22 protein-coding genes are annotated in these 25,424 nt (G+C 63.7%); 8 read left to right on the forward strand and 14 right to left on the reverse strand.

The features are described 5' to 3' along the window. Window positions 1-68: 68 nt before the first annotated feature. Genes SADO_RS00950 through glcF form a run of 3 tightly spaced genes read left to right on the forward strand, consistent with a single transcriptional unit; the run spans window position 69 to window position 3,921 of the window. On the forward strand, window positions 69-1,574 hold the full coding sequence (locus tag SADO_RS00950; protein WP_353108452.1) for an FAD-linked oxidase C-terminal domain-containing protein: 1,506 nt from the start codon (window positions 69-71) through the stop codon (window positions 1,572-1,574). Further along, window positions 1,571-2,635 carry a glycolate oxidase subunit GlcE gene (glcE, locus tag SADO_RS00955; RefSeq protein ID WP_353108454.1) on the forward strand — a complete coding sequence of 355 codons (1,065 nt, stop codon included), beginning with the start codon at window positions 1,571-1,573 and terminating at the stop codon, window positions 2,633-2,635. The genes SADO_RS00950 and glcE overlap by 4 nt, the downstream gene beginning before the upstream one ends. Before the next feature lie 53 nt (window positions 2,636-2,688). Next, a complete protein-coding gene (gene glcF, locus SADO_RS00960) occupies window positions 2,689-3,921 on the forward strand; it encodes a glycolate oxidase subunit GlcF (protein WP_353108456.1) in 1,233 nt (410 codons plus the stop codon). A gap of 68 nt (window positions 3,922-3,989) precedes the next feature. Here glcF and SADO_RS00965 read toward each other — a convergent pair whose 3' ends face one another. Continuing rightward, complete coding sequence (locus tag SADO_RS00965; RefSeq protein ID WP_353108458.1) at window positions 3,990-5,078, reverse strand: AI-2E family transporter; 1,089 nt, start codon at window positions 5,076-5,078, stop codon at window positions 3,990-3,992. A gap of 364 nt (window positions 5,079-5,442) precedes the next feature. Here SADO_RS00965 and SADO_RS00970 point away from each other — a divergent pair, with 364 nt between their 5' ends. Continuing rightward, a complete protein-coding gene (locus SADO_RS00970) occupies window positions 5,443-6,816 on the forward strand; it encodes a beta-barrel assembly-enhancing protease (RefSeq protein WP_353108459.1) in 1,374 nt (457 codons plus the stop codon). 77 nt (window positions 6,817-6,893) lie between these two features. Here SADO_RS00970 and lapB read toward each other — a convergent pair whose 3' ends face one another. From lapB to gyrA, 12 genes are all read right to left on the reverse strand, one after another. Continuing rightward, window positions 6,894-8,099 carry a lipopolysaccharide assembly protein LapB gene (lapB, locus tag SADO_RS00975; protein WP_353108461.1) on the reverse strand — a complete coding sequence of 402 codons (1,206 nt, stop codon included), beginning with the start codon at window positions 8,097-8,099 and terminating at the stop codon, window positions 6,894-6,896. Next, window positions 8,092-8,382 (reverse strand): LapA family protein, encoded by a 291-nt coding sequence (locus SADO_RS00980; protein WP_353108463.1) that lies wholly within the window; start codon window positions 8,380-8,382, stop codon window positions 8,092-8,094. The genes lapB and SADO_RS00980 overlap by 8 nt, the downstream gene beginning before the upstream one ends. A 58-nt stretch (window positions 8,383-8,440) precedes the next feature. Beyond that, entirely contained in the window at window positions 8,441-8,728 is a 288-nt protein-coding gene (locus SADO_RS00985) for an integration host factor subunit beta (RefSeq protein ID WP_353108465.1), read from the reverse strand. A gap of 126 nt (window positions 8,729-8,854) precedes the next feature. Then, window positions 8,855-10,540, reverse strand: coding sequence for a 30S ribosomal protein S1 (gene rpsA, locus SADO_RS00990; protein ID WP_353108467.1), 1,686 nt, complete (start codon window positions 10,538-10,540; stop codon window positions 8,855-8,857). Window positions 10,541-10,672: 132 nt separating this feature from the next. Next, a complete protein-coding gene (cmk, locus tag SADO_RS00995) occupies window positions 10,673-11,362 on the reverse strand; it encodes a (d)CMP kinase (protein WP_353108469.1) in 690 nt (229 codons plus the stop codon). After that, entirely contained in the window at window positions 11,359-12,681 is a 1,323-nt protein-coding gene (aroA, locus tag SADO_RS01000) for a 3-phosphoshikimate 1-carboxyvinyltransferase (protein WP_353108471.1), read from the reverse strand. Before aroA ends, cmk begins: the two co-directional genes overlap by 4 nt. Window position 12,682: 1 nt before the next feature. Beyond that, entirely contained in the window at window positions 12,683-13,573 is an 891-nt protein-coding gene (locus tag SADO_RS01005) for a prephenate dehydrogenase (protein WP_353108473.1), read from the reverse strand. Further along, window positions 13,570-14,706 carry a histidinol-phosphate transaminase gene (gene hisC, locus SADO_RS01010; protein ID WP_353108474.1) on the reverse strand — a complete coding sequence of 379 codons (1,137 nt, stop codon included), beginning with the start codon at window positions 14,704-14,706 and terminating at the stop codon, window positions 13,570-13,572. Before hisC ends, SADO_RS01005 begins: the two co-directional genes overlap by 4 nt. A gap of 35 nt (window positions 14,707-14,741) precedes the next feature. Continuing rightward, window positions 14,742-15,848, reverse strand: a complete 1,107-nt coding sequence (gene pheA / locus SADO_RS01015) for a prephenate dehydratase (RefSeq protein WP_353108476.1) — start codon at window positions 15,846-15,848, stop codon at window positions 14,742-14,744. Between the two features lie 9 nt (window positions 15,849-15,857). After that, on the reverse strand, window positions 15,858-17,051 hold the full coding sequence (locus tag SADO_RS01020; RefSeq protein ID WP_353108478.1) for a phosphoglycerate dehydrogenase: 1,194 nt from the start codon (window positions 17,049-17,051) through the stop codon (window positions 15,858-15,860). Window positions 17,052-17,180: 129 nt separating this feature from the next. Then, on the reverse strand, window positions 17,181-18,266 hold the full coding sequence (gene serC, locus SADO_RS01025) for a 3-phosphoserine/phosphohydroxythreonine transaminase (RefSeq protein ID WP_353108479.1): 1,086 nt from the start codon (window positions 18,264-18,266) through the stop codon (window positions 17,181-17,183). A gap of 41 nt (window positions 18,267-18,307) precedes the next feature. Further along, complete coding sequence (gyrA, locus tag SADO_RS01030) at window positions 18,308-20,974, reverse strand: DNA gyrase subunit A (protein WP_353108480.1); 2,667 nt, start codon at window positions 20,972-20,974, stop codon at window positions 18,308-18,310. Window positions 20,975-21,200: 226 nt separating this feature from the next. Between gyrA and SADO_RS01035 the strand changes: the two genes are divergently transcribed. Genes SADO_RS01035 through SADO_RS01050 form a run of 4 tightly spaced genes read left to right on the forward strand, consistent with a single transcriptional unit; the run spans window position 21,201 to window position 24,692 of the window. Next, window positions 21,201-22,532: a TRZ/ATZ family hydrolase gene (locus SADO_RS01035; protein ID WP_353108482.1), complete on the forward strand. Its 1,332-nt coding sequence runs from the start codon at window positions 21,201-21,203 to the stop codon at window positions 22,530-22,532. After that, window positions 22,529-23,239, forward strand: coding sequence for a bifunctional 2-polyprenyl-6-hydroxyphenol methylase/3-demethylubiquinol 3-O-methyltransferase UbiG (gene ubiG, locus SADO_RS01040; protein WP_353108484.1), 711 nt, complete (start codon window positions 22,529-22,531; stop codon window positions 23,237-23,239). The genes SADO_RS01035 and ubiG overlap by 4 nt, the downstream gene beginning before the upstream one ends. Beyond that, window positions 23,236-23,943, forward strand: a complete 708-nt coding sequence (locus SADO_RS01045; protein ID WP_353108485.1) for an HAD family hydrolase — start codon at window positions 23,236-23,238, stop codon at window positions 23,941-23,943. The genes ubiG and SADO_RS01045 overlap by 4 nt, the downstream gene beginning before the upstream one ends. Further along, on the forward strand, window positions 23,940-24,692 hold the full coding sequence (locus SADO_RS01050; protein WP_353108486.1) for an SDR family NAD(P)-dependent oxidoreductase: 753 nt from the start codon (window positions 23,940-23,942) through the stop codon (window positions 24,690-24,692). Before SADO_RS01045 ends, SADO_RS01050 begins: the two co-directional genes overlap by 4 nt. Before the next feature lie 20 nt (window positions 24,693-24,712). Here the strand turns inward: SADO_RS01050 and SADO_RS01055 are convergent, their stop codons facing one another. Then, entirely contained in the window at window positions 24,713-25,420 is a 708-nt protein-coding gene (locus SADO_RS01055; protein ID WP_353108487.1) for an endonuclease III domain-containing protein, read from the reverse strand. Between the last annotated feature and the right edge of the window lie 4 nt (window positions 25,421-25,424).

A 25,424-nucleotide genomic window follows, 5' to 3' on the forward strand; every position in this document is an offset into this window, starting at 1 on the left:
CAGTAACTGGCTCTACCAACGGTCTCGCCTTCGCGGCTGACGACCGTTGCCATACCCCGGAGATTGTCATGGCCGACGCCGCCCTGGCGGACGCTGCCGAAAAGGTACTCGCGTCCCGCCCCGACAAGGCTCAGCTGATCGAAAAGCTCACGGCCGAACTGCCCGAGCACACCGTCCTGCACGTCGAGGAAGACTTGCGCCCGTTCGAGTGTGACGGGCTCTCGGCTTATCGACAGCTGCCGATGATCGTGATCCTGCCCGAGACCATCGAGCAGGTTCAGACCGCCATGCAGGTCTGCCATGCCAACGATGTGGCCGTGGTCGCGCGCGGCGCCGGCACCGGCCTATCAGGCGGTGCCCTGCCGATGGACAACGGCGTGCTGCTATCGCTCGCCAAGTTCAAGCAGATTCTGGATATCGATACCGAGAATCGCCGCGCTACGGTACAGCCGGGCGTGCGTAATCTCGCGATCTCGGAAGCGGTTTCGCATCTCGGCCTCTACTACGCGCCCGATCCGTCCTCGCAAATTGCCTGCTCGATCGGCGGCAACGTGGCCGAAAACTCGGGCGGCGTGCATTGCCTGAAATACGGCCTGACGACGCACAACATCGTGCAGCTGGAGATCGTCACCGTCGAAGGCGAACGCATGACGATCGGCAGCGAAGCGCTGGATACGCCCGGCTACGACTTGCTTGCCCTCATGACCGGCTCCGAAGGTCTGCTCGGCGTGATCGTTGAAGTGGTCGTCAAGCTGCTACCGAAACCCGAACGCGCCCAAGTCGTGCTTGCCGCGTTCGATGACGTGCGCAAGGCGGGCGACGCCGTTGCCGCGATCATTCAGGCGGGCATTATCCCGGCCGGCCTCGAGATGCTGGACAGCCCGGCGATCATCGCCACCGAGGAATTCGTCCACGCGGACTACCCGACCGACGCCGCGGCGATCCTGCTCTGTGAGGTCGACGGCACCCATGCCGAAGTCGACGAGCACATCGCCGACGTGACCGCCGTTGTCGAACGTGAAGGCGCGACCGAAGTACGCGTCTCCCGCAACGATGCAGAACGCGCGATCTTCTGGGCCGGCCGCAAGGCAGCCTTTCCGGCCATGGGCCGGATCTCGCCCGACTATTACTGCATGGACGGCACCATTCCGCGCAAGGCGCTGGCCGATGTGCTTATCGGTATCGGCGAACTATCCAAGAAATACGGCCAGCGCGTGGCCAACGTTTTTCATGCCGGCGACGGCAACCTGCATCCGCTGATCCTCTACGATGCGAATATCGAGGGTGAACTCGAGCGCACTGAGGAATTCGGCGGCGCGATCTGCGAGCTGTGTCTCGAACACGGCGGCACGATTACCGGCGAACATGGTGTCGGCGTCGAGAAGATCGATCAGATGTGCGTGCAGTTCCCGCCAGACGAGCTGACCCAATTCCATGCCGTCAAGAACGCGTTCGACGGCAAGGGCCTGCTCAACCCCGGCAAGGCCGTGCCGACGCTACACCGCTGTGCGGAATTCGGCGCCATGCATGTCCACAACGGCGAACTGCCCTTCCCCGAACTGGAGCGACTGTGACGACGGCTGCCGATCAGACCGAACAACTGAGCGAACGCGTTCGCGCGGCGTTTGAAAGCAAGACCCCCCTCAACCTCACCGGCAGTGGCAGCAAGGCCTTTCTGGGCGAGCACGTCGAGGGTGAAGCGCTGGACGTCACCGGCCATACCGGCGTGGTGAACTACGAGCCCGGCGAGCTGGTAATGACCGTACGTGCCGGCACGCCGCTGGCCGCGGTCGAGTCCGTGCTTGAAGCCGAAGGTCAGATGCTGGCCTTCGAGCCGCCCCACTACGGCGACAACGCCACCATCGGCGGCACGATCGCGACCGGCCTGTCCGGCCCGGCGCGGCCCTTCACCGGGGCGGCGCGCGATTTCGTGCTCGGCACGCGCATCATCAACGGCCAGGGGCAGGCGCTGCGCTTTGGCGGCGAAGTGATGAAGAACGTCGCCGGCTACGATCTGTCCCGACTGATGGCCGGCGCCTACGGCACGCTCGGCGTGCTGCTGGAAGTCAGCCTCAAGGTGCTGCCGCTCCCGCGCACTCAGATCACCCGCGTGTTCGAACAGGGCGCGTCCGAAGCGCTGACCCAGATCAGCGACTGGCAACGCAAGCCCTGGCCCATTACCGGCGCCTATTGGGAAGAGGGCAAGACCTATCTGCGCCTAGCTGGTGCGACGTCGTCAGTCGAATCCGCCTGCGAAAAGCTGGGCGGCGAAACGCTCGACGACGACAAATCTTTCTGGCGTAAAGTGCGCGAACAGCAACGCCCCTTCTTCGAGAACAAGGACAAGCCGCTGTGGCGGCTGTCGCTGCCGCCGGCCGCGCCCATGCTCGAACTCGATGGCGATAGCGTCATCGACTGGGGCGGCGCGCAGCGCTGGCTGCATTCGGATATGGAGCCCGTGGGCCTGCGCCGCGTCGTGAAGGACGAAGGCGGCCACGCCAGCGTCTATCGCGGCGATACGAGGCCGCGCTTTCATCCGATCGGCGAATCCATGCTCGCGCTACAACAGCGACTGAAACGCTCCATGGATCCGGCGGGTATTCTCAATCCCGCCCGTATCTATCCAGAACTATAGGTCCGGGCTCTAGCCCCGAACTTCAGGCCCGAATTCCAAGCGAACCGAAGCCCATGCAAACCTCAATCATTCCGCAACTTCGCGACACGCCGGATGGCGAAGAGGCCGACCGCATCCTGCGCGCCTGCACGCACTGCGGCTTCTGCACTGCCACCTGCCCGACCTACCAGCTGCTCGGTGACGAGCGCGACAGTCCGCGCGGGCGTATTTACCTGATCAAGCAGGTACTCGAGGGTGAGACGCCGACCCAGAAAACGCAGATGCATCTGGATCGCTGCCTGACCTGCCGCGCCTGCGAAACGACCTGCCCGTCGGGGGTCGAATACGCCAAGCTGGCTGATATCGGGCGCGACCTCGTTGAACAGCAGGTCCAGCGCCCTTTCCATGAGCGCGCGATCCGCTTTTTGCTGCGCCATATCGTCGCCTACCGTAATCGCTTTGCGTTCTTCTTCCATCTCGGGCATTTCTTCAAGCCGCTCCTGGTCGGCCCACTGGCGCCGTTGAAGCAGAAGATGCCACCGCGCCGCAAGGCGCTGGAATGGCCGAAGACCGAAACCGCTACGCGCACCATGCTCGTGCTCGACGGCTGTGTGCAGCCGGTCGCCGCGCCGAACACCAACGCCCACGCGGCACGCATCTTTTCGCAGCTGGGCGTGCGTCTGGTCGCGCCCAAGGCCAGCGGCTGCTGTGGCGCCCTGTCACAGCACCTGAGCCATCGCGAGGAAGCCAACGACTTCGCGCGGCGTAATATCGATGCCTGGTGGCCGTATATCGAAGACGGCGCCGAGGCGATCGTGCTCACCGCCAGCGGCTGCGGCGCGTCGGTGGTCGAATACGGCCATATGCTGCGCAATGACGCCGAGTACGCCGAAAAGGCGGCCCGCGTCTCCGAGCTCGCGCGCGATCTAAGCGATGTGCTGGCACAGGAAGACCTCAGCCAGCTCGGCGATCTAGGCCATGGGCGCCAGGTGGCCTATCACCCGCCCTGCACACTGCAGAACGCGCCGCAGCTACACGACAACGTCGCCGAGATTCTTGCCCAGGCAGGCTACAAGCTCACCCACGTGCGCGACCCGCATCTGTGCTGCGGCTCGGCCGGGACCTATTCGATCCTGCAGCCGACCATGGCCAACGAACTGCGCGAGAACAAGCTCGCCTCGCTGAATGCCGGCGAGCCGGATGTGATCGTCACCGCGAACGTGGGCTGTCAGCTGCATCTCGAATCAGCCTCAGGCGTGCCGGTACGCCACTGGATCGAACTGCTCGAACCGTCAGCGGCGGCCTGATTCTCGCCTGCGGCGTTTTCGGACGACCGCGATGTAAAGCGCCGGGCCGATAGCGCCCGGCGCAAGACTCAGGCGGTTTCTCTCGGCTGCGACGTTGTCGCCGTCTCACCGGTATACTTGCGCGGCCACGCCTTGATCACGGCGTGGACAACAGTAGCCAGCGGAATCGCGAAGAAAATTCCCCAGAAGCCCCACACCCCGCCGAAAAACAGTACTGCGGTGATGATCGCGACCGGGTGCAGGTCTACCGCTTCGGAGAACAGCACGGGCACCAGCACGTTGCCATCCAGCATCTGCAGTACGCCGTAGACGATCAGCACGTACAGCGTCTGGGCCTCGAAACCCCACTGGGCATAGGCCACGAGCATCACCGGCACGGTCATGCCGAACGCGCCGATATACGGCACGAGTACCGAGAAGCCGACCAGGGCCGAGAGCAGCATCGCGTACTTGAGCCCGAGCAGGGAAAACACGAGATAGGCGACGATCCACACGATCACGATCTCGACCGCCTTGCCACGCACGTAGTTGCCGAGCTGCGCATTCACTTCAGACCAGACGTTCTGGACCAGCCGTCCGTTGCGCGGCCCGAAGCGGGCAAACCAGGCCATGATCTGGTCCTTGTCGCGCAGCATGAAGAACACCATCAGCGGCACGAGTACGAGATACACAGACAGGTACAGCAGACTCATCCCCACCACCAGCGAGCGGCTGAGCAATGTCTGGCGCATGGAGCCGACATCGAACGTCATGCTGTTGACCATCGCGTCGATCTGGTCCTGGGTGATCAATGCGGGATAGCGTTGCGGCAGCGCCGCGATCCACTCCTGCGCGCTACTGATCAGACTGGGAACTTCCTGCAGAATCTGACCTGCCTGGCGCGTAAGCAACGGCAATAGCGCGAAACTCACCCAGATCACGCCGATCAGCAGCGCCGTGGAAACGAGCGCCGCTCCGGCCCAGCGCGGCATGCGTACACGCTCGAGCCACTGCACCGGCCCCTCAAGAAGATAGGCAACCACCGCCGCCGCAAGCACGGGGGTCAGCAGCGCACCGAATACCATGACCAGGGCGATCCCGCTGATCAGGATGAGCGCAAGCGCCACGACTTGCGGGTCGGAGAAATGGCGCGTGAACCATTCACGCACGACGTTCATCGGGGACGCCTCACTATGAGATTCCGGGCGTCTGCCTCGAGCAGGTGCACCAGGCTGCATTCCTGCACGGTCAAAAATAACGGCACGTTGACTCCTGTGCGCTGTGCTGGCGATGGGTGCATCGGTGCGTGAGCCGAATACTTCCCTTGTTGCCCAGCAGTTTAATCCAATGAACGAAACACGCTAACCTGCGGTCTGAACACTCGTTGATCCCCGGTTCCCCTCGACACGCGTTGTGACTGACCGAGCCTCCTCATCGCGCCGATTTCTGATCGGCCTACTCGCCTGCTTGACCGTGGTCGCGACGGTCGCGAGTGCGCGTGATTATCAGTTGCCCAGTATCGGGCAGCCGGCGGACACGTACATGTCTCCCGCAGAGGAAGACAAGATCGGCCGCCAGGTGGTCGCACAACTGCTCGAACGCAGCTTGGTTATCGAAGATCTACAATTGCGTGAATATCTTACGCAGATTGGCGCACGTCTGGCGCAGCACACGCGCAGCGAAGCGAGCGCGTTCCGCTTCTATCTGATCGACAGCAGCCAGATCAACGCGTTCGCGCTCCCGGGCGGCTACATCGGCATCAATGCCGGGCTGATTACCGAAACAGAAAGTGAAAGCGAGCTCGCCGGTGTCGTCGGCCACGAAATGGCACACGTCACCCAACGCCACATCGCCCGCCAGATCGAGGCGACCTCCGGAATGGGCTGGGCGACTGCTGCAGCGATTCTCGTTGCCGCCATCGCCGGTGGCGGCGATCCGGACGCGATTTCGGCTGCCGTGACCGCGGGTGTAGCGAATCTCGGCCAGCAACAGACCAACTACACGCGCGCCCATGAATTCGAGGCCGATCGCATCGGCATCCGCACCTTGGCCGAGGCCGACTTCAACCCAGACGGCATGGCCAGCTTCTTCGAGAAGATGCAGCGTCGCTCGCGCCTGTACGGCAACCAGCTGCCCGAAATCCTGCTCTCGCATCCGGTTAGCAATACTCGGATGGCCGAAGCCGAATCACGTGCTCGTGACTACCCTTCGCCCACGGTGCGCGAAAGCAACGACTACCTCCTCATGCGCGAACGCGCCCGGGTCTTCATGAACCGCCAACTCGGCGCCCTGTTGCGCTACTACGAACAACGCCGCGCCAACACGGATGGCGCGTCGAACCCGCCGGCTCTGGATTACGGGTACGCGCTCGCCCTGTCTCGCGTCGGACGTAACGAGGATGCGATCGACCTGCTCGCGCCGCTCGCTGAAGCCAATCCGCAGGGCAAAGCGTTCCTGCTCGCCCTGGCGGACGCTCACTCCCAGGCTGGGAATACCCCAGAGGCACGCGAACTGCTCGAAACAGCACGGACACGTTTTCCCCGTAGCCCGTCGGTAAAACTGGACTACGCCAACCTGCTGGTCAGCAGCGATGAGCCCGAGACGGCACGCGCTTTCCTGATGCAGGATCGCGACCTGCTCGCGCAATCGTCAGAGGCACAGCAGATGCTGGCCCAGGTAGCCGGCCAACAGGACAATCTGGGCGAAGCCTATTACCGCCAAGCGAAGTACTACGAGCTGCGCGGCGCCTTTGCGCCCGCGATCAACCAGTTGCGTACCGCCCTGCAGACAGCAGAACTCAACGCCTTCGACAAGGCCCGCCTACGCGCCCTGCTCGATCAGATGGTTCGTGCCTGCCATACGGCGTGGTCGGAGCGCGAATGTCGCGAGCAGGTCACCTCTGACGCGCGCTACTAGGCGCGCCATTGGCTATTCTGCCGATTCTTAAAGAGAGGTCCTGTTCGCCTGGGCGAGGACGCTTTCCGCAACTCCGGTCAAGCGCTACGCGCTGACCGTGTCGGCGCAGACTCACCGGGGCGCACATCGCGGACCGGGATAATCGTGTTCCACTGACGGCAGCTCGGACATTGCCAGTGCAGGTAACGCCCCGAGAACCCACATTGACCACAGTGATAGGTCGGCTGGCGTTCTATGATCTGCCCCAGAGATTGGCGCAGGCTATCCAGCGGGCCGGTGAGCGTGCTGCGGGTCTGTGACCAGGTCAGATCGAGCAGGTGATAGAAGCCAATCCAGTTCGGCTCGCCCTGCAGGTACTGCGAAATATGCGCGATCGCCTCATCAGTCTTTTTCTGGCGATGAAGAAAGCGCGCATAAGCGACATGAGGATGCGCGCCGTCGTATAGCGGCATCACCTCGCGCAGGAATTGCGCGTAGCCCGGTGCATCATCCAACGCATCGAAACAGCGACGCATCGGCTCGATGATCTCGCTGATGAAGTCGACATCCTGCCGCATCACCTGGCGGTAGATCTTCACCGCCCCGCGGTGGTCCTTGGCGTGTTCGGACATCATCCCGCCGATCAGGCTCGCGCGCGCACAGTCGCGAAACGACTGACGGGCGGACTTTACGTAGCGCTGCGCCATATCTGCCTGGCCGTTGCCCCGGGCCTGTTCCGCGAGCTCACAGAAGTACTGGGCAATGACCGGCCGCAGAGACGTGCCGCGTACGGTCTCGAGACGTCTTGTCGTCTCGATCGCCTGCTCCCAGTCGCGCTCCTGCTCGTAGATGGCCACGAGGCCGGACAACGCACGCTCCAGGAACAGATTCTGGTCTGCGAGTTCTCGAAAAAGCCCTTCCGCACGATCGAGCACGCCGGCGCGCAGATAATCCTGCGCCAGTTCGTAGCGGGCTTGATTGCGGTGCGCCGCTTTGAGGTTGGGTCGCGCGACGAGGTTCTGGTGCATCCGCAGCGCACGGTCGACTTCGCCTTGACGGCGAAACAGGTTGCCAAGCGCAAGATGGGTCTCTGCCGTATCGTTGTCGACTTCGAGCACGCGCACAAACGTAGCGATCGCCTTGTCGGCGTCGTCGTTGACGAGTTGGCTTATGCCACGCAGATAATCCGCATTGACCGGCGGATTCGGCTCGTCATCACCCTGAGCACGGCCGCGCACATACCAGCCAGACGCGGCTGCCAGCGGCAGAAGTGCCAGTACGATCCACCAGATGCCGTCAAGCATCGTGGATAGGCATGCTCCGCAGATTGGATATCTCGGCCTGGGCGTCCTTCAACCGTCGACGCGAACTCGACAGCTGCCCGCGCAACTTGGCGATGCGGGCGGTACAAACCAGTGCCGCGATGACCAGTCCGAGCACGAACGCAATGACGAGCAGAATCACCAACGGCGCTTCTGTCGTCGTCCACAGCAGGTCAATCGACACCAGATCGTAATTGAAGAAGCCGAAAGCCACGCCGAGCACGAGCCCCACGACCACGATCAGGTTACGAATCAGGCGTAGCATTTATTTCCCGTTGTCCGGTCCGGCCGGCTTCCCGCAAATGATGCGGCCTGCCGATCGGCTATGAATGGCTCGTATTGACGCGTTCGCGCAATTCCTTGCCGGGTTTGAAATGCGGCACGTACTTGCGCGGGATATCGACGGCTTCACCAGTCTTCGGATTGCGGCCGCGCCGCGCGGGCCTGTGATGCACCGAAAAACTGCCGAACCCGCGGATTTCTACCCGGCCACCACTGGCCAGTTCCGCGATTACGTCGTCGAGTAGTAGTTTGACAGCCAGTTCCACGTCACGATGCGACATATGCGCCTGACGCTGGACCAGCCGTTCGATCAGCTCCGATTTAGTCATCCAGCGTCCTCTCCCTGGAAACGCCGCCCCCGTATAAGTGCCGTCTGGCACACCCCTTAACTAGAAAGGTAGTTAAAACGCGGGGCGCACGCAAGCACCCCGCGTCAATTACACCACAATATATTTTTAGTTGTTGCGGTCGCTTGCGTCGATCTGCTCTTTCAGCAGCTCGCCGAGGCTCGTCGTACCGGTGGACGCGTCGGTGTCCGCGTACTCGCGCATGGCCTGCTGCTCGTCCTTCTCATCCTTGGCACGAATCGACAGGCTGATGGTGCGATTGCGGCGATCGACGCCCACGAAACGGGCTTCGACAGCAGCGCCTTCGGACAGCGCGGTGCGCGCGTCCTCGACGCGGTCACGCGAGATATCCGAGGCACGGATGTAACCGACCACATCGTCGCCGAGATCCACATTGGCGCCGCGGGCGTCCACGCTCTGGATCGTGCCGGAAACGACACTGCCCTTCGGATGATCCGCAACGAAGCTACCGATCGGATCCTGCGCCAGCTGCTTGATGCCCAGCGAGATGCGCTCGCGGTCGGCATCGATGGACAGCACCACGGCGTCGACTTCGTCGCCCTTGGAGTATTCGCGAACGACGTCGTCGCCCTGATCGTTCCAGGACAGATCGGACAGATGCACGAGGCCGTCGATGTTGCCCGGCAGGCCAACGAAGATACCGAAATCGGTGATCGACTTGATCTGGCCGGCAACCTGGTCGCCGCGCTGGTGATTGGCGGCGAAGTCTTCCCACGGGTTGGACTTGCACTGCTTCATGCCCAGCGAGATACGACGACGCTCTTCGTCGATCTCCAGCACCATGACTTCGACTTCGTCGCTGACGTCCACGATCTGGCCCGGATTGACGTTCTTGTTCGTCCAATCCATCTCGGATACGTGCACCAGACCTTCCACGCCTTCTTCGATTTCGACGAAGGCACCGTAGTCGGTGATGTTGGTGACGTTGCCGAACAGACGCGTGTTTTCCGGGTAGCGACGTGCGATATCCACCCACGGATCATCGCCCAGCTGTTTCAGGCCGAGGGAGACACGGGTGCGCTCACGATCGAACTTGAGCACCTTGACCTCGATTTCCTCACCGACGTTGACCACGTCGGTGGGATCCTTGATGCGCTTCCAGGACATGTCCGTGATGTGGAGCAGGCCGTCGATGCCGCCCAGATCCACGAACGCGCCGTAGTCGACCAGGTTCTTGACGATACCCTTGAGAACAATGCCTTCCTGCAGGGTGTCGAGCAGCTGCTTGCGCTCTTCGCTGTACTCTTCCTTGAGCACGTCACGACGCGACACGACCACGTTGTTACGCAGACGATCGAGCTTGATGACGCGGAATTCGAGGGGCTTGCCTTCGAGATAGGTGGTGTCGCGCACCGGGCGCACGTCCACGAGCGAACCCGGCAGGAACGCGCGGATGTTGCCCACGTCCACGGTGTAACCGCCCTTGACCTTGCCACTGATGTGGCCAACCACGGACTCGCTGTTCTCGTAGGCTTCGGTGAGGAAGTCCCAGGTACGGATGCGCTGGGCTTTTTCCTTGGACAGGCGCGTGGCGCCGAAACCGTCTTCCACGGCTTCCAGCGCGACTTCGACCTTGTCCCCTTCCACAACGGAGATTTCGCCGTTATCGTCGTAGAACTCGTCGATCGGGATCACGCCTTCCGACTTGAGCCCGGCGTCGACGATGATCACGTCGGACTTGACTTCCAGCACCTCGGCGTTGATGAGGGAGCCGGGCTGCATGGTACGACCCTGCAGACTTTGTTCGAATAGTTCGGCGAAACTTTCAGACATGGGGGGAAAAAATCCTGCGGCGCGACGAATTCGGCGCCATCCGTGGTTGATAAAACAATCCGGCAGCGGCCTTGCGCCACAACCGGTCCCATTCATGCGATGCGGGCTGGCCCGGACATCTGACAGTCCAGCTTAAATCCAGCCTTTTTCGCTTACAAGGCAACGCACCCTCTCGAGCGACGCCGCCACTGTTTCACCGGTGGTATCGATGACGTGGGCATCGACCGCCGGCTTAAGGGGCGCGACTTCACGCGATGCATCGCGCGCGTCACGCTCCAATATCTCTCGATATATCCGGCCAAGATTAGCATCAACATCGAGGGCCGACAACTGCGCGAATCTGCGGTTCGCGCGCTCCTCTGCGCTGGCCGTGATGTAGAGCTTCAGGTCGGCGTCCGGAAAGATCACCGTACCCATGTCGCGCCCGTCCGCGATCAGGCCGGGCGGCTGGGCAAAATCACGCTGGCGCGCAAGCAGTGCTTCGCGGATGCGCGGCTGAACGGCCCACTTCGAGGCGGCTGCCGAGACCGCGTCTTCACGGATGGCATCGGTGACGTCCTCGCCGTCGAGACGCACCCGCTGGCCATCGCCCCGGTCAGGCTCGAAGACCAGATCCAGCGCACGCGACGCATTCACCGCCGCGTCCAGATCATCGGTGACCTCAGCATCCAGATCACGCCGAAGCGACAGCAGCCCGACCAGCCGGTAGAGCGCCCCACTGTCCAGCAGCGACCAACCCAGTTCACGAGCAAGCGCGGACGCGAGCGTTCCCTTGCCTGCCCCGCCAGGGCCGTCGAGGGTCATGACCGGCGCCGCGCTCAAGCGTCGTGCTCCTGCGACTCGATCGCCAGCCCGGCGTTGCGCGCACGCTCGACGAATCCGGGGAAAGAGGTATCCACGAAGTCGCAATCGTCGATCACGATCGGCGCGCTGGCGCGCAGGCCGGCCATGGCAAAAGACATGGCGATTCGATGATCTTCGTGGCTATGAATATGTCCACCGCCAAAACTGTGCTGCTCCGGGCGGCCGACGATAGTGAGCCCATCGTCCTGCACGGTCACTTCGATCCCGAGCTCGGCGAGGCCGTCAGCCATCACGGCGATACGATCGGATTCCTTGACCCGCAATTCAGCAGCACCTGTCAGCCGGGTGGTGCCGTGCGCACAGGCCGCTGCGATGAAGATCGCCGGCAGCTCATCGATGGCGAGTTCGACATCGGTTGCGCCGATATCGATACCGCGCAGCGCGGCGCTGCGTACGGTGATGTCCGCAACGGGCTCGCCGGCCTGTTCACGCTCATCGACCAACGTGATATCGGCGCCCATGCGCTTGAGGATGTCGACGACGCCGCGGCGCGTGGGATTCACGCCAACGCCGGTCAACGTCAGCTCGCCGTTCTCACCAATCGACGCACCGACCAGGAAAAAGGCCGCAGACGACAGATCCGCGGGCACGGCCACATCGAATGCCTCGAGCGACTGGCCACCCGTGATCGACAGCGCACGCCCTTCACGGGTCAGCTCCACGCCAAATGCGCCGAGCATGCGCTCCGTATGGTCGCGGCTTATACCCGGCTCGTGGACCGTCGTCGCACCTTCGGCATAGAGCCCCGCGAGCAGCACGCAGGACTTGATCTGTGCACTGGCGACCGGCGGCGTGTAGTCGATCCCGCGCAGACGCTGGCCGCCGGTGATATGCAGCGGCGCCCGCTGCCCGTCGCTACCGGCAATACGAGCGCCCATTTCAGTCAACGGGTCGATCACACGGGCCATCGGACGTCGCGACAAGCTGGCGTCACCGCCGAGCACTGAATCGAAAGCCTGACCCGCCATGAGCCCGGACAGCAGCCGCATGGAGGTGCCGGAGTTACCGAGGTCGAGCGTCGCATCGGGCGCGCTCAACCCATCGCGCCCTACGCCGTCCACCAGCAAAGCGCCGCCATCACGCGTGAACGACACGCCCATGACTTCGAATGCTCCAAGCGTCGCCAAGCAATCGGCGCTTTCCAGAAAACCGGTAATCCGGGATCGGCCACGCGCTATCGCGGAGAACATGATCGCGCGATGGGACACGGATTTGTCGCCCGGCACCTCGAGAGTGCCGTTCAACGTGCCGCCTGGTTCGATATGAAAACGCCGCATCTCAGCCACGCTCCGCGGCAAGGCCGTCACGCGCATCCTTGGCGCGGCCGAATGTCGCCGCGAGCGTCGCCCGCTCGCCGGAGGCGATCGCCGTGCGAACGGCTTCCAGATCGCCGATATAACGCTCGAGCACCGGCAGGATGGCATCGTGGTTTGCGGTCACGATATCGCTCCACAGTTCGGGGTTGCTGGAGGCGATCCGGGTGAAATCGGTGAAACCGCCGGCGGCGTACTCGAATATCTCGGTTCGCTCGGCCATCCGCGCGAGCGTGTCGACCAGCGTGAAGGCCAGCACATGCGGCAGATGGCTGGTCGCTGCGAGAACCTCGTCGTGGTGGGCAGCATCCATCTCACTCACGCGTGCGCCCAATACGGACCAGAGGGCTTCCACCCGCGATAGCGCGTCCGCATCCGTCTCCGGCGTGGGCGTCAGGATCACCCGCCGACCATCGAAGAGTTGTGCGAACCCGGCGTCGAGGCCGCTGCGCTCGGTTCCCGCAATCGGGTGTCCCGGCACATAGTGACCGATCCCGGGACCCATCCCCGCGCGCGCATTCTCGATCACGCTGAGCTTGGTGCTGCCCGTATCGGTAACCACCGCACCGGGCGCGATGGCGCCAGCGAGTTCCGCGAACACGGCGCCCATCGCTCCGATCGGAACGGCCACGACCACAAGCGTCGCGCCGGCGACGGCTTTTGCCGTGTCAGTTTCCGCCCGATCAACGAGACCGAGCTCCACCGCACGCTTGGCCTCGGCAGCATCCGCCACACCGGCCTGTATCGGGCCCGTATAGCCGGCCGCCCGCAGACCACGCACGATAGAGCCACCTATTAAACCCAGGCCGATGACGCTGATACGTTCGGCGGCCAGCTTGTCCCTAGCAGCACTCATGCGCCTGCCAGCACGGCGTCGAGCGCTGTCAGAAATATCCGGTTTTCTTCTTCGCTTCCGACGGTTACGCGCAGGTGCTCGGGCATTTCATAGCTCGCCAGCGGACGAACGATCACGCCCTCGCGCAGCATCGCGTCGAACAGAGGCGTGGAAGCACGGCCGCAGTCGAAGGTGATGAAGTTGGCTTGTGACGGCAGACAGGCCAAGCCGCGCGCCTCGAGTTCCTGGCTGAGCGAAGCGCGCTGTACGGCATTCGTCTCGGTGGAATACACCACGAAATCGTCATCGGCCAGCGCGGCCTCCGCGCAATGCATGGCAACGATGTTCACGTTGAACGGCTGGCGCACGCGGTTGATCAGATCGGCCACTTCTGCAGACGACAGCGCGTAGCCCACGCGCAGCCCTGCCATGCCGTAAATCTTCGAGAAAGTTCGCGTAACGATCAGATTGGGATAGCGTTCCAGCCACGCACGACTGTTCGGGCGCTCGCTGTCGGCCTGATATTCGAGATAGGCCTCATCGAGCACCACGACCACACCGGCCGGCACCGCATCCATGAACGCCTCGATCGCGCCCGGCGCCAGCCAGGTGCCCGTCGGGTTGTTGGGGCTCGCGATGAACACAACGCCGGTATTCTCGTCGATATGCTCGAGAAAGCCGTCAAGATCGTGCCCATAAGGCATGTCGGCCTCGGCGCCCAGCGCCGGTACGACACGCGTTTCGGCGTTCACAGCGCGCGCCACGATCGGATAGACCGCGAACGCGTACTGCGAGAACACCGCGTTCTTGCCCGGACCGAGGAACACACGCGCGGTCAACTCGAGCACATCGTTGGAACCGTTGCCCAGCGTAATGCGCGACATCTCGATATCGTGACGCTCGGCGAGCTTGTGCTTGAGCGCGAAGCCATTACCGTCCGGATAACGATGCAGATCGTTACCGCCCTCGCTGGCAAAGGCCGCCAACGCACGCTTGACCGCGGGCGCCGTGCCGAACGGATTCTCGTTTGAAGCCAGCTTCACGATCGAGGTCAGACCAAGCTCACGCTTGAGATCCTCGATCGGCTTGCCTGGCACGTAGGTATGCAGGCCGTGGATACCGGCATGCGCCTGATCGGAGAGCGTGATACTCATGATTTCAATACGTTCCGGGAGTGTCTGAACGTGACTTATGAATTCGACTCGGGGCCAATGGCACGCGGATAGGCACCCAGCACCTTCAACATCGCGGCCTGGGATTCGATCGCATCGAGCACGCGACGTACCCGCTCTTCGTCGATATGGCCTTCCAGATCGATGAAGAAATTATAGTCCCAAGCCTGCCGACGCGACGGGCGCGACTCGATACGGGTGAGATCCACGCCGGCTTCGGCGCCGGGCGTGAGCAGGCGATGCAGCATCCCCGGCTGGTTGCGGATCGCCACCAGGATCGAAGTCATGTCGTTGCCAGTGGCCGGCACCTGCTGCTTCCCAAGCACGAGAAAGCGCGTGGTGTTGTTCGGCTCGTCCTCGATGTTCGAGGCCAGCATCGGAAGCTCGTAGAACTCGGACGCCGCCCGACCCGCAATGGCCGCGGCGTGGCTTTCACCCGCGACCCGCCGTGCGGCCTCCCCGTTACTGGAGACCGCTTCACGCACTACGCCGGGCAGCCGACGATCGAGCCATTTTCGACACTGAGCCAGAGATTGGGCGTGGGCGACAACGCGCTTGACTGAGCCAAGATCGTTTTCGCGCGACAGCAGGTGATGATGCACTGCCAGCGCGACTTCGCCACAGATCGACAGCGTGCTGCCGACCAGTTGATCCAGCGTATGGCTGACCACGCCTTCGGTGGAGTTCTCGACCGGCACCACGCCGAAATCGGCGTTGCCCGCCTCGACCTCGCGAAAGATCTCGTCGATCGCGGGCAGCGGCAACGCCTTCACCGAATGGCCGAAGTGCTTGTAGACCGCGGCCTGGGTATAGGTGCCCTCGGGGCCGAGATAGGCAACCTTGAGCGGCGACTCCAGCGCCAGACAGGCCGACATCACCTCACGCATCAGGCGCATGATGGTGTCGTTGTCCAGCGGCCCTTCGTTGCGTTCGGCCACCCGGCGCAGCACATCGGCTTCGCGCTCGGGGCGATAGAAGTCGGTGCGCTGCTGCGCCAACTTGATCCGCGCCACGTCGAGCGCCACGCCGGCGCGCTCGGCGATCAACGCCTGGATCTGCTCGTCCAGTGCGTCGATACGCTCGCGCGCCTGACCCAGCGCCTGATCGTCGGACTGCTCAGTCATCGTGCCGCGCTATGCCGCTTCGCTGCCCACCGCACCGAGGTAGCGCACGCACAGCACGCCCTCGATACCCCGGAGTTCCTCCAGCGCCTCGTCGGCGACCTGAGCGTCGACATCGACCAGCGTATAGGCGACCTCGCCCTTCGACTTGTTGAGCAGATCGGCGATGTTGTGGCCGTTGCGCGCCAACGTCGAGGAGATCTGACCGACCATGTTGGGCACGTTGTGATTGACCATCACGATGCGATGCGCATGGGCAGTCGGCGGCATGATCGCTTCGGGGAAGTTCACCGAATTGCGGATGTTGCCGACTTCCAGATAGTCACGCAGCTGATCGGCAATCATCACGGCACTGTTGTCCTCTGCCTCGTCGGTCGACGCGCCGAGGTGCGGCAGCGTAATGACGTGATCGTGGCCGCGCAGCTTCTCGGACGGGAAATCGCAGACGTAATAGTTGAGCTTGCCGTTTTCCAGCGCTTCCAGCACCGCGTCTTCGTCCACGATCTCGGCGCGCGAGAAGTTGAGCAGCACCGAACCCTTGCGCATCAGCTTGAGGCGCGTGGCGTCGATGAGTCCGCGGGTGCCATCGACCAGCGGCACATGCAGGGACACGAAATCGGAGCGCGACAGCAGCTCATCGATCGACAGGGCTTCCGACACGCCGGCATTCAGCCGCCACGCGTTGTTGACGGTGATGCCTGGATCGAACCCTTGAACGCTCATGCCCAGACCCTGGGCAGCATTGGCCACGTTGACGCCAATGGCACCGAGACCGGCGACGCCGAGCGTACGGCCTGGCAGTTCCACGCCCTTGAAACGCTTCTTGCCGGCTTCGACTTCCTTCTTGAGGTCGTCGCCGGTCGAGGTTAGGTCCTCGACATAGCGCCAGGCGCTCATCAGATTGCGCGAGGACAGTAGCAGGCCGGCCAGGACCAGTTCCTTGACCGCGTTTGCGTTCGCGCCCGGCGCGTTGAACACCGGAACGCCGCGCTTGCTCATTTCGGCAACGGGAATGTTGTTCACGCCCGCGCCGGCACGGCCGATGGCACGCACGGAATCCGGGATATCCATGTCGTGCATGCTGTGCGAACGCAGGATGATCGCGTCCGGCGTCGAGAGCTCCGAGGCGACCTCGTAGAGATCGCGCGGCAGCCGGTCGAGACCCTTGGCCGAAATACTGTTGAGCGTTTGTACCTTGAACGTCATAGAAACTTGTCCGCAGATTCTTGAAAAGCGATCCGCAGATTTTTCAGATCTTCCGTTTAACAAACAACCGCTTGGGCTTTGTTCCTCATCGTCCGGATGACCTGAACATCTGCGAATGAATGACTTGTATCAGCCGTTGCGTTTCTCGAAGTCACGCATGAAATCGATCAGCGCATCGACGCCGGCTTCCGGCATCGCGTTGTAGATCGAGGCACGCATGCCGCCGACCGAGCGATGGCCCTTGAGCGTCGACAGACCGGCTTCCTCGGCCTCGGCCAAAAACGGCTTGTTGAGTTCGTCGCTGGCAAGCAGGAACGGCACGTTCATCTGCGAGCGCGCCTGCGGCGCCACCGGGTTGCTGTAGAAATCCGAGCCATCGATGGCGGCGTAGAGCTTGTCGGCCTTGCGCTTGTTGCGCTCGGCCATGCCCTCGAGGCCGCCGTTGTCGAGAATCCACTCGAAGGTCAGTCCGGCCATGTACCAGGCGAAACACGGCGGCGTGTTGAGCATGGAATCCGCATCGGCCTGCTTTTTGTAATCCATGACCATCGGCACACCGGCCTGGGGGTTGCCCATCAGGTCGTTGCGCACGATCACCATGGTCACGCCCGCCGGGCCCGCGTTCTTCTGCGCGCCGGCATAAATCACGCCGTACTTCGACACGTCGATCGGCTTGGAGAGGAAGGCCGAGGACCAGTCGCCGACCAGCGGCACATTGCCGGTATCGGGTACGTCCGGGTACTCGATGCCTTCGATGGTCTCGTTCGGGGTGTAATGCACGAACGCCGCGTCATCGCGCAGCTGCCAGTCGGCGCGCGGCGGCACGTCGGTGAAGGCGCCGTCGACGGCGGAATCGGCCGCGACCTGCGCGTCGCCGAACTTCGCGCCTTCCTTGACCGCCTTCTTGCCCCAGCTGCCATTGATGACGTAGTCGGCCTTCTGCGAGCTGCCCATCAGGTTGAGCGGCACGCCCGCAAACTGGCCGGCCGCCCCGCCCTGCAGGAACAGGATCGAGTAGTCGTCCGGCACGTTCAGCAGCTTCTTGAGATCAGCGCGCGCCTTGTCGGCGATCGACACGAATGCATCGCCGCGATGGCTCATTTCCATCACCGACATGCCGCTGCCCTGCCAATCCAGCAGATCGGCCTGAGCCTTTTCGAGCACTTCGACCGGCAGCGTGGCCGGACCTGCGCTGAAGTTGTAGACGCGTGCCATAAACAAATCTCCCGTTAGAAAATCGAGGAATCGCGCAAACGCTAGTCCGCGGCGTCTTCCGAATCGTTGCCGTCGCCCGGCGCGTCGTCCGCGCCCGGGTCGCCCGTCTCATCGGCACCCTCGTCGGCGGCTTGGCCATCGACATCGGCGTCGCTGTCATCATCCTCGTCGTCTTCGGTGACAATTCGATCAACGCCGACCAGATGCTGGTCGTCGGCGATGCGGATGATACGCACACCCTGGGTGTTACGCCCGAGCACGGACACCTCGGCGACGGCGGTGCGAATCAGCGTACCCATATTGGATATCAGCATGATTTCGTCGTCTTCGAGCACCTGCGTGGCGCCGACCACGGCGCCGGTCTTGTCCGACTGCTTGAGCGCGAGCACACCCTGACCGCCACGACCGCGCAGCGGGTAGTCGTCCACCGGCGTGCGCTTGCCATAGCCCTGCGCGGTGACGGTGAGAATCTCGCCTTCGCGGATCACGATCAGCCCGATAACGGCCGCATCGGCCTCGCCTTCAGGCAGGCGAATGCCGCGCACACCGGCCGCGGTACGACCCATTTCGCGCACGTCCCGCTCGCCAAAGCGAATCACCTTGCCGCCAGACGAGAACAGCATGACTTCGTCGTCGCCCGAGGTCCGGTCAACGCCGACCAGCGCATCGTCTTCGCGCAGATCGATGGCGATGATGCCGTTACTGCGCGGACGCGAGAACTGCTCGAGCGCGGTCTTCTTGACCGTGCCGTTGCGGGTGGCGAAGAACACGTTCTCGCCGGTATTGAAGTCCTTGATCGGCAGAACCTGCGAGATGCGCTCGTCATTCTCGAGCGGCAGCAGGTTGACGATCGGCTTGCCACGCGCGCCGCGACCGGCGCTGGGCAGTTCGTAGACCTTCAGCCAGTAGGCCTTGCCGGCCGACGAGAAGCACAGCAGCGTGTCGTGCGTATGCGTCACCCAAAGCTTGTCGATGAAATCGGCGTCCTTGGTGGCGGTCGCGGACTTGCCGCGGCCACCGCGGCGCTGGGCGCGATAGGCATCCAGCGGCTGCGACTTCACATAGCCTTCATGCGTGAGCGTGACCACCACGTCTTCCGGCGAGATCAGGTCCGCCGTGGTGAGATCGAGATGGTCGTAGAGAATCTCGGTCTTGCGCTCGTCGCCATAGTCGCGGCGCACCGCTTCCAGCTCCTCGCGGATGACCTCGAACAGCCGATCCATATTCGACAGGATCTCGATGTAATCGGCGATACGGTCGAGCAGCTGCTCGAACTCCTCGACGATCTTGCTCTGTTCGAGACCGGTGAGGCGATGCAGACGCAGATCGAGAATGGCCTGGGCCTGGGTCTCGGTCAGCCGATAGCCGCCGCTTTCCTGCAAGCCGTAGGCCTTGTCCAGGTCAGCCGGGCGCGATGCCGAGGCACCGGCGCGATCGAGCATGTCCACGACCTGCCCCGGCGGCCATTCGCGACCAATCAGCGCTTCGCGCGCTTCGGCCGGGCCGCTGGACGCCTTGATCAGCGCAATCACTTCGTCGATGTTGGCCAGCGCGATCGTCAGGCCTTCCAGCACGTGGGCCCGGGCGCGCGCCTTGGCCAGCTCATACTGGGTGCGACGGGTGACGACCTCGCGCCGGTGACGTATGAACGCCTCCAGCATCTGCTTGAGGTTGAGCGTGCGCGGCTGGCCGTCGTCGAGCGCGACCATGTTGATGCCGAACACGGTCTGCATCTGCGAATGGCGATACAGATTATTGAGCACCACTTCGGGGGTCTCGCCGCGACGCAGCTCGACCACCATGCGCATACCGTCCTTGTCGGACTCGTCGCGCAGCTCGGTGATGCCCTCGATGCGCTTTTCCTTGACCAGCTCGGCGATCTTCTCGAGCAGCCGGGCCTTGTTGACCTGATACGGAAGCTCGGTGACCACGATCGACTGCTTGCCGCGCTCGTCGACTTCCTCGAAATGGGCGCGGGCGCGCATGTAGATACGGCCACGACCGGTTTCGTAGGCCTCGCGGATGCCGTCGGCGCCGTTGATCATCGCGGCGGTCGGGAAATCCGGACCTGGGACGTGCTCCATCAACCCGGCGATGCTGATCTGCGGATCGTCCATCACCGCCAGCACGGCGTTGATGACTTCGACCAGGTTATGCGGCGGGATGTTCGTGGCCATGCCGACCGCGATGCCAGTGCCGCCATTGACGAGCAGATTCGGCAGTCGCGTGGGCAGCACCGCCGGCTCGGATTCCGACTCGTCGTAGTTCGGAATGAAATCGACGGTGTCCTTCTCGATATCCGCCAGGATTTCATGCGCCAGCCGCGACATGCGCACTTCGGTGTAACGCATGGCCGCCGGCGCGTCGCCGTCGATCGAGCCGAAGTTCCCCTGGCCGTCGACCAGCACGTAGCGCATGGAGAAGTCCTGCGCCATGCGTACGATCGTGTCGTACACCGCGCTGTCACCATGCGGGTGGTATTTACCGATCACGTCGCCGACCACGCGGGCCGACTTCTTGTAAGACTTGTTCCAGTCGTTGCCGAGCTCGCGCATGGCATGCAGCACGCGCCGATGCACCGGCTTCAACCCGTCTCGCACATCGGGCAATGCACGCCCGACGATCACGCTCATGGCGTAATCGAGATACGACTGGCGCATCTCGTCTTCGAGGTTGATTGAAAGAATCTCTTTTGCGACGTCGGCCATAGACTTTTTCTGGTGGTGCGGCCTGCATCGAGGCAGGTCGCTTTCATCGCGGATCCACGGGCTGGCGGCAGGCCGTTCCGCCCCGTGGGGGCGTCCGTCCAACGCAGTTCAGCGCCGTCGCGTAAAGCCGGTCATGTTAGCACAGGCCGGTGTGCCAAAAACGCCTGATTGCGCTAGAGTGGCGGGCGTTCGCGCTCCCCCGCTTCCAACCATCCAGACGATCCCCATGCGCAAGATCGATACGCTGATTCATGCCCGCTGGGTGGTCCCCGTCGAGGGCCTCGAGCGGCTGCTCGAAAACCACGCCGTGGCCATCCATCACGGGCTTATCGAGGCCGTACTCCCTGCCGACGAGGCCCGCAGTACGTTCGAGGCCGATGAAGTCATTGAACTCGGCAGCCACGTGCTGCTGCCCGGTCTGATCAACACCCATACCCACGCCGCGATGAATCTTATGCGCGGCATCGCCAACGACATGCCGCTCATGCCGTGGCTGACAGAGCATATCTGGCCAATCGAGGGCGAATTCATGTCGCCCGAGTTCGTCGCCGACGGCACCGATTTGGCCATGGCCGAAATGCTGCGTTGTGGCACCACCTGCTTCAACGATATGTATTTCTTCCCCGACGTCGTCGCCGAACGCGTCGAGGCAGCGGGCATGCGCGCCAGCGTGGGCATGATCGTCATCGATTTCCCCACCGTTTGGGCCGCAAACGCCGACGAGTACCTGGAAAAAGGCCTCGCCTTGCGCGACGCTTGGCGCGGGCATGAGCGCATCACCACCGTGTTCGCGCCGCATGCGCCCTATACGGTGTCCGACGAGCCGCTGGCCAAGATCCGCACCTACGCCGACGAAATGGACCTGCGCGTACACATGCACGTGCACGAGACGACATTCGAGGTGAACGACGCCGAGCAGAAGAACGGCCAGCGTCCGCTCGCGCGTCTCAAGGACATGGGCCTGCTCACGCCGAACTTTCTCGCCGTGCACATGACCCAGCTCAGCGACGAGGAAATCGAAACCTGCGCCACCCACGGCGTCCACGTGCTGCATTCGCCGGAATCCAATCTCAAGCTGGCCAGCGGCCTGTGCCCGGCACAGAAACTCATCGATGCCGGTATCAATGTCGCGCTCGGCACCGACGGCGCGGCTTCGAACAACGATCTCGACATGATCGGCGAGATGCGTACCGCCGCCTTCATCGGCAAGGTCGCCGCCGACGATGCCGCCGCAGTCAGCGCCGATACCGTGCTGCGCATGGCCACACTCAACGGCGCCGAGGCGCTGGGCATCGCCGAAGCCACCGGCTCTATCACACCCGGCAAGGCCGCCGACCTGTGCGCCATCGATCTCGACGCGATCGAGACGCAGCCAATGTTCGATCCGGTCGCCGCGGTGGTCTACAACGCCTCGCGCGAACAGGTCACCGACACGTGGGTTGCCGGCCAGCGCCTGCTCGCCGATCGCCGCCTGACCACGCTCGACGAAGCCGCCATCCGCGCACGCGCCAGTGAATGGCAGACGAAACTGGCCGCTAAAGACAAGGATTCCCAATGACAAGCGATCAGAACGCGGAACTGGCCAAGTTCGGCCGTCTCGCCGAACAGTGGTGGGACGAGTCCGGCGAGATGCGTCCGCTGCACGACATCAACCCGCTGCGCACCGATTTCATCGACCGGCGTGCGACGCTGGCCGGCAAGCGCGTGCTCGACGTCGGCTGCGGCGCCGGTATCCTCTCGGAAGCGCTCGCGCGCCGCGGCGCACAGGTCACCGGACTGGATCTGTCGCCCGAGTTGATCGAGGCGGCCAAGGCCCATGCGCAGGCAAGCGACCTTTCGATCGACTATCGCTGCGTGTCGAGCCGCGATCTGGCCCGCGAGATGGCCGGCGCTTTCGATATCGTCATCTGCTACGAAATGCTCGAGCACGTCGATACGCCGGCCTATGTGGTCGACGACTGCGCCATGCTCACAGCGCCCGGCGGTGATCTGTTCTTCTCCACCATCAACCGCAGTGCCAAGTCGTGGCTGCTGGCGATCGGCGGCGCGGAATACGTGCTCGGCCTGCTGCCGCGCGGCACGCACGAGTACGCCAAGCTGATCCGGCCGTCGGAACTCGGCACCTGGTGTCGCCATGCCGGGCTGGATATCGCCGAGATCGCGGGCATGCGCTACAACCCGCTCACGCGCCGCGCAGCCCTCGAACAGCGCCCGGATGTGAACTACTTCCTGCACGCGACCAAGCCCGCGGCGGGGCGTCCATGAACACCGCGCCCTACCAGGCGGTGCTGTTCGATCTCGACGGCACCCTGCTCGATACCGCGCCCGATCTCGCCGGCGCGCTAAACGACATGCGTCGCGAACGCGGCCTCGAACCGATGCCGTTATCCGAGCTCGCGCCGATGTGCTCGTTCGGCGGCCGCGGCATGCTCGGCAAGGGCCTCGACCTGCGCCCCGAAGACGACAGCTATCGCGCCGCTTACGACGCCTTCATCGAAACCTATCGCGGGCGCATGACCCGCGACACCCGCGCGTATGACGGCATGCGCGAACTGGTGCGCGAACTCACCGAGGCCGGCTGTGCCTGGGGCGTGATCACCAACAAGATGGAGGCCCTGGCCCTGCCGCTGATGACGCATATGGCCTTCGATCCCGCGCCGGCCTGTGTGATCGGCGGCGACAGCGCCGGCGTGGCCAAGCCCGACCCGGCACCGATGTATCTCGCCTGCGAGCGCATTGGCGTCGATCCCGCGCGCTGTATCTATGTCGGCGACTCGGATCGCGATGTCGCGGCCGGGCGCGCCGCCGGCATGGCCACGATCGGCGTGGCCTACGGCTATATTCCGCCGGGCGACGACATCCACGGCTGGAATGCCGATGTCGTCGTCGATACCGTTGCCGACCTGCTGCCCGCCATCGAGCGGCTCAAGCAGACCCGCTCCTCGACAATGAACACCGCACAGCAATGACCGAAACCGATTCCTCCCGTCCGCTCGCCGGCCGCGTGATCCTGATAACCGGCGCCGGCGGCGGCATCGGCGCGTCCGTGGCCCGCGCAATCGCGGCAGCCGGCGCCGAGTGCGTGCTGGTCGGCCGCCGCGAGCGCACCCTCACCCCGGTATTCGACGCCATCGTCGCCGATGGCAGCCCGGAACCGGCGCTCTTTCCGCTCGACGTGACCAAGGCCGGCGAAGACGATTACCAGCGCCTGGTCGACGGCATCCAAGCGGACTGCGGCGGCCTGCACGGCATCGTGCATCTCGCCGCGCGTTTCGATGGCCTCATGCCGCTGGCCACCCATCCGATCGACGGCTGGCAGCGCATCATGCATATCAATCTCACATCAGCCTTTGCGCTGACGCAGATCTGCCTGCCGCTGCTCCAAGCCGCGGAAGATTCGTCAGTGGTGTTTACGCTCGACGAGGCCGCCGCTCAGCCGAAAGCGTTCTGGGGCGCCTACGGCGTCAGCAAGGCCGGATTGACCGCGCTCGTGCGGCTGTTCGCGGTGGAACATGCGCAAAGCCAGCGCTTGCGCTTCAACGCCATCGACCCGGGCCCGCGCGACACCAGCCTGCGCTCCAGCGCATTCCCGGCCGACGACACCGCGGCGCGGCCGGTAGACGAACTCGGCGCCCGCTATGTCGAGCTGCTCTCGGAGGCTTCGCGCGGCAAGACCGGTCAGATCATCGATCCCGACGGCACGAGTCGCCCGGCCTAATCCGCTCGCCAACGCTCGGCTTAGCTGCGGCTCCGGCTCGAGCGAGTCGTCTCGACCCCACGCTGCGGGCAACGCATTGCGAGTGCACAGGCGCCGCAATCCGGCCGGCTCTTGTGGCAGCGTGCCTTGGCGTGAGCGACGATCAAGGCGTGCAGTTCATCGTAAAACGGCGCGTCGTCGACCGGGCCGACCGCCTCGATACGGTTGCGCAACCGCTCGTAGTTGCGTGCTCCGGACGACCAGTCGTAGCGCTCCATGATGCGAAACGCATAGGCATCGGCGACGAACGCCGGACGGCTGAAGGCATAGAGCAGAATAACGTCCGCCGTCTCGTGGCCAATGCCGTGCAACGCGAGCAGCTCGCGCCGCAACGTGGCCGTATCCAACTGCGAGATCGCTTCGAAGCCGCCGCGCGCCACGAACCATTCGCAGAGCGCGCGCAGCCGCCTGGCCTTTACATTATGCGGGCCGGCCCGCCGGATCAGCGCCGGCAGATCGTCGTGGGCCAATAAAGCTTCCGCGGTCAGCGGCCCAGCCTCGCGCAGCGCCGCGATCGCGATCTCGACGTTCGTCCACGCGGTGTGCTGGGTGAGCACCGCACCGACCAGAATCTCGAAGCGGGGATTATGGTCGTCCTGTGTCGGCCACCAGCGCTGTGGCCCATAGGCCTCGACGAGCCGGTCATGGAATTCGCGCAGCGCGCCTGGCGTCGGTTCGCCTGTACCCACCCGG

This window comes from Salinisphaera dokdonensis CL-ES53, assembly GCF_040361215.1.
In the GTDB taxonomy this organism is placed as follows: Bacteria; Pseudomonadota; Gammaproteobacteria; order Nevskiales; family Salinisphaeraceae; genus Salinisphaera; species Salinisphaera dokdonensis.

Excerpts from the sequence above, each read along its gene's own strand:
- SADO_RS00950 (WP_353108452.1), top strand. The coding sequence starts at position 69 with ATGGCCGACGCCGCCCTGGCGGACGCTGCCGAAAAGGTACTCGCGTCC.
- glcF (WP_353108456.1), top strand. The coding sequence starts at position 2,689 with ATGCAAACCTCAATCATTCCGCAACTTCGCGACACGCCGGATGGCGAA.
- SADO_RS00965 (WP_353108458.1), bottom strand. The coding sequence starts at position 5,078 with ATGAACGTCGTGCGTGAATGGTTCACGCGCCATTTCTCCGACCCGCAA.
- SADO_RS00970 (WP_353108459.1), top strand. The coding sequence starts at position 5,443 with ATGTCTCCCGCAGAGGAAGACAAGATCGGCCGCCAGGTGGTCGCACAA.
- lapB (WP_353108461.1), bottom strand. The coding sequence starts at position 8,099 with ATGCTTGACGGCATCTGGTGGATCGTACTGGCACTTCTGCCGCTGGCA.
- SADO_RS00980 (WP_353108463.1), bottom strand. The coding sequence starts at position 8,382 with ATGCTACGCCTGATTCGTAACCTGATCGTGGTCGTGGGGCTCGTGCTC.
- SADO_RS00985 (WP_353108465.1), bottom strand. The coding sequence starts at position 8,728 with ATGACTAAATCGGAGCTGATCGAACGGCTGGTCCAGCGTCAGGCGCAT.
- rpsA (WP_353108467.1), bottom strand. The coding sequence starts at position 10,540 with ATGTCTGAAAGTTTCGCCGAACTATTCGAACAAAGTCTGCAGGGTCGT.
- aroA (WP_353108471.1), bottom strand. The coding sequence starts at position 12,681 with ATGCGGCGTTTTCATATCGAACCAGGCGGCACGTTGAACGGCACTCTC.
- SADO_RS01005 (WP_353108473.1), bottom strand. The coding sequence starts at position 13,573 with ATGAGTGCTGCTAGGGACAAGCTGGCCGCCGAACGTATCAGCGTCATC.
- hisC (WP_353108474.1), bottom strand. The coding sequence starts at position 14,706 with ATGAGTATCACGCTCTCCGATCAGGCGCATGCCGGTATCCACGGCCTG.
- pheA (WP_353108476.1), bottom strand. The coding sequence starts at position 15,848 with ATGACTGAGCAGTCCGACGATCAGGCGCTGGGTCAGGCGCGCGAGCGT.
- SADO_RS01020 (WP_353108478.1), bottom strand. The coding sequence starts at position 17,051 with ATGACGTTCAAGGTACAAACGCTCAACAGTATTTCGGCCAAGGGTCTC.
- serC (WP_353108479.1), bottom strand. The coding sequence starts at position 18,266 with ATGGCACGCGTCTACAACTTCAGCGCAGGTCCGGCCACGCTGCCGGTC.
- gyrA (WP_353108480.1), bottom strand. The coding sequence starts at position 20,974 with ATGGCCGACGTCGCAAAAGAGATTCTTTCAATCAACCTCGAAGACGAG.
- SADO_RS01035 (WP_353108482.1), top strand. The coding sequence starts at position 21,201 with ATGCGCAAGATCGATACGCTGATTCATGCCCGCTGGGTGGTCCCCGTC.
- ubiG (WP_353108484.1), top strand. The coding sequence starts at position 22,529 with ATGACAAGCGATCAGAACGCGGAACTGGCCAAGTTCGGCCGTCTCGCC.
- SADO_RS01045 (WP_353108485.1), top strand. The coding sequence starts at position 23,236 with ATGAACACCGCGCCCTACCAGGCGGTGCTGTTCGATCTCGACGGCACC.
- SADO_RS01050 (WP_353108486.1), top strand. The coding sequence starts at position 23,940 with ATGACCGAAACCGATTCCTCCCGTCCGCTCGCCGGCCGCGTGATCCTG.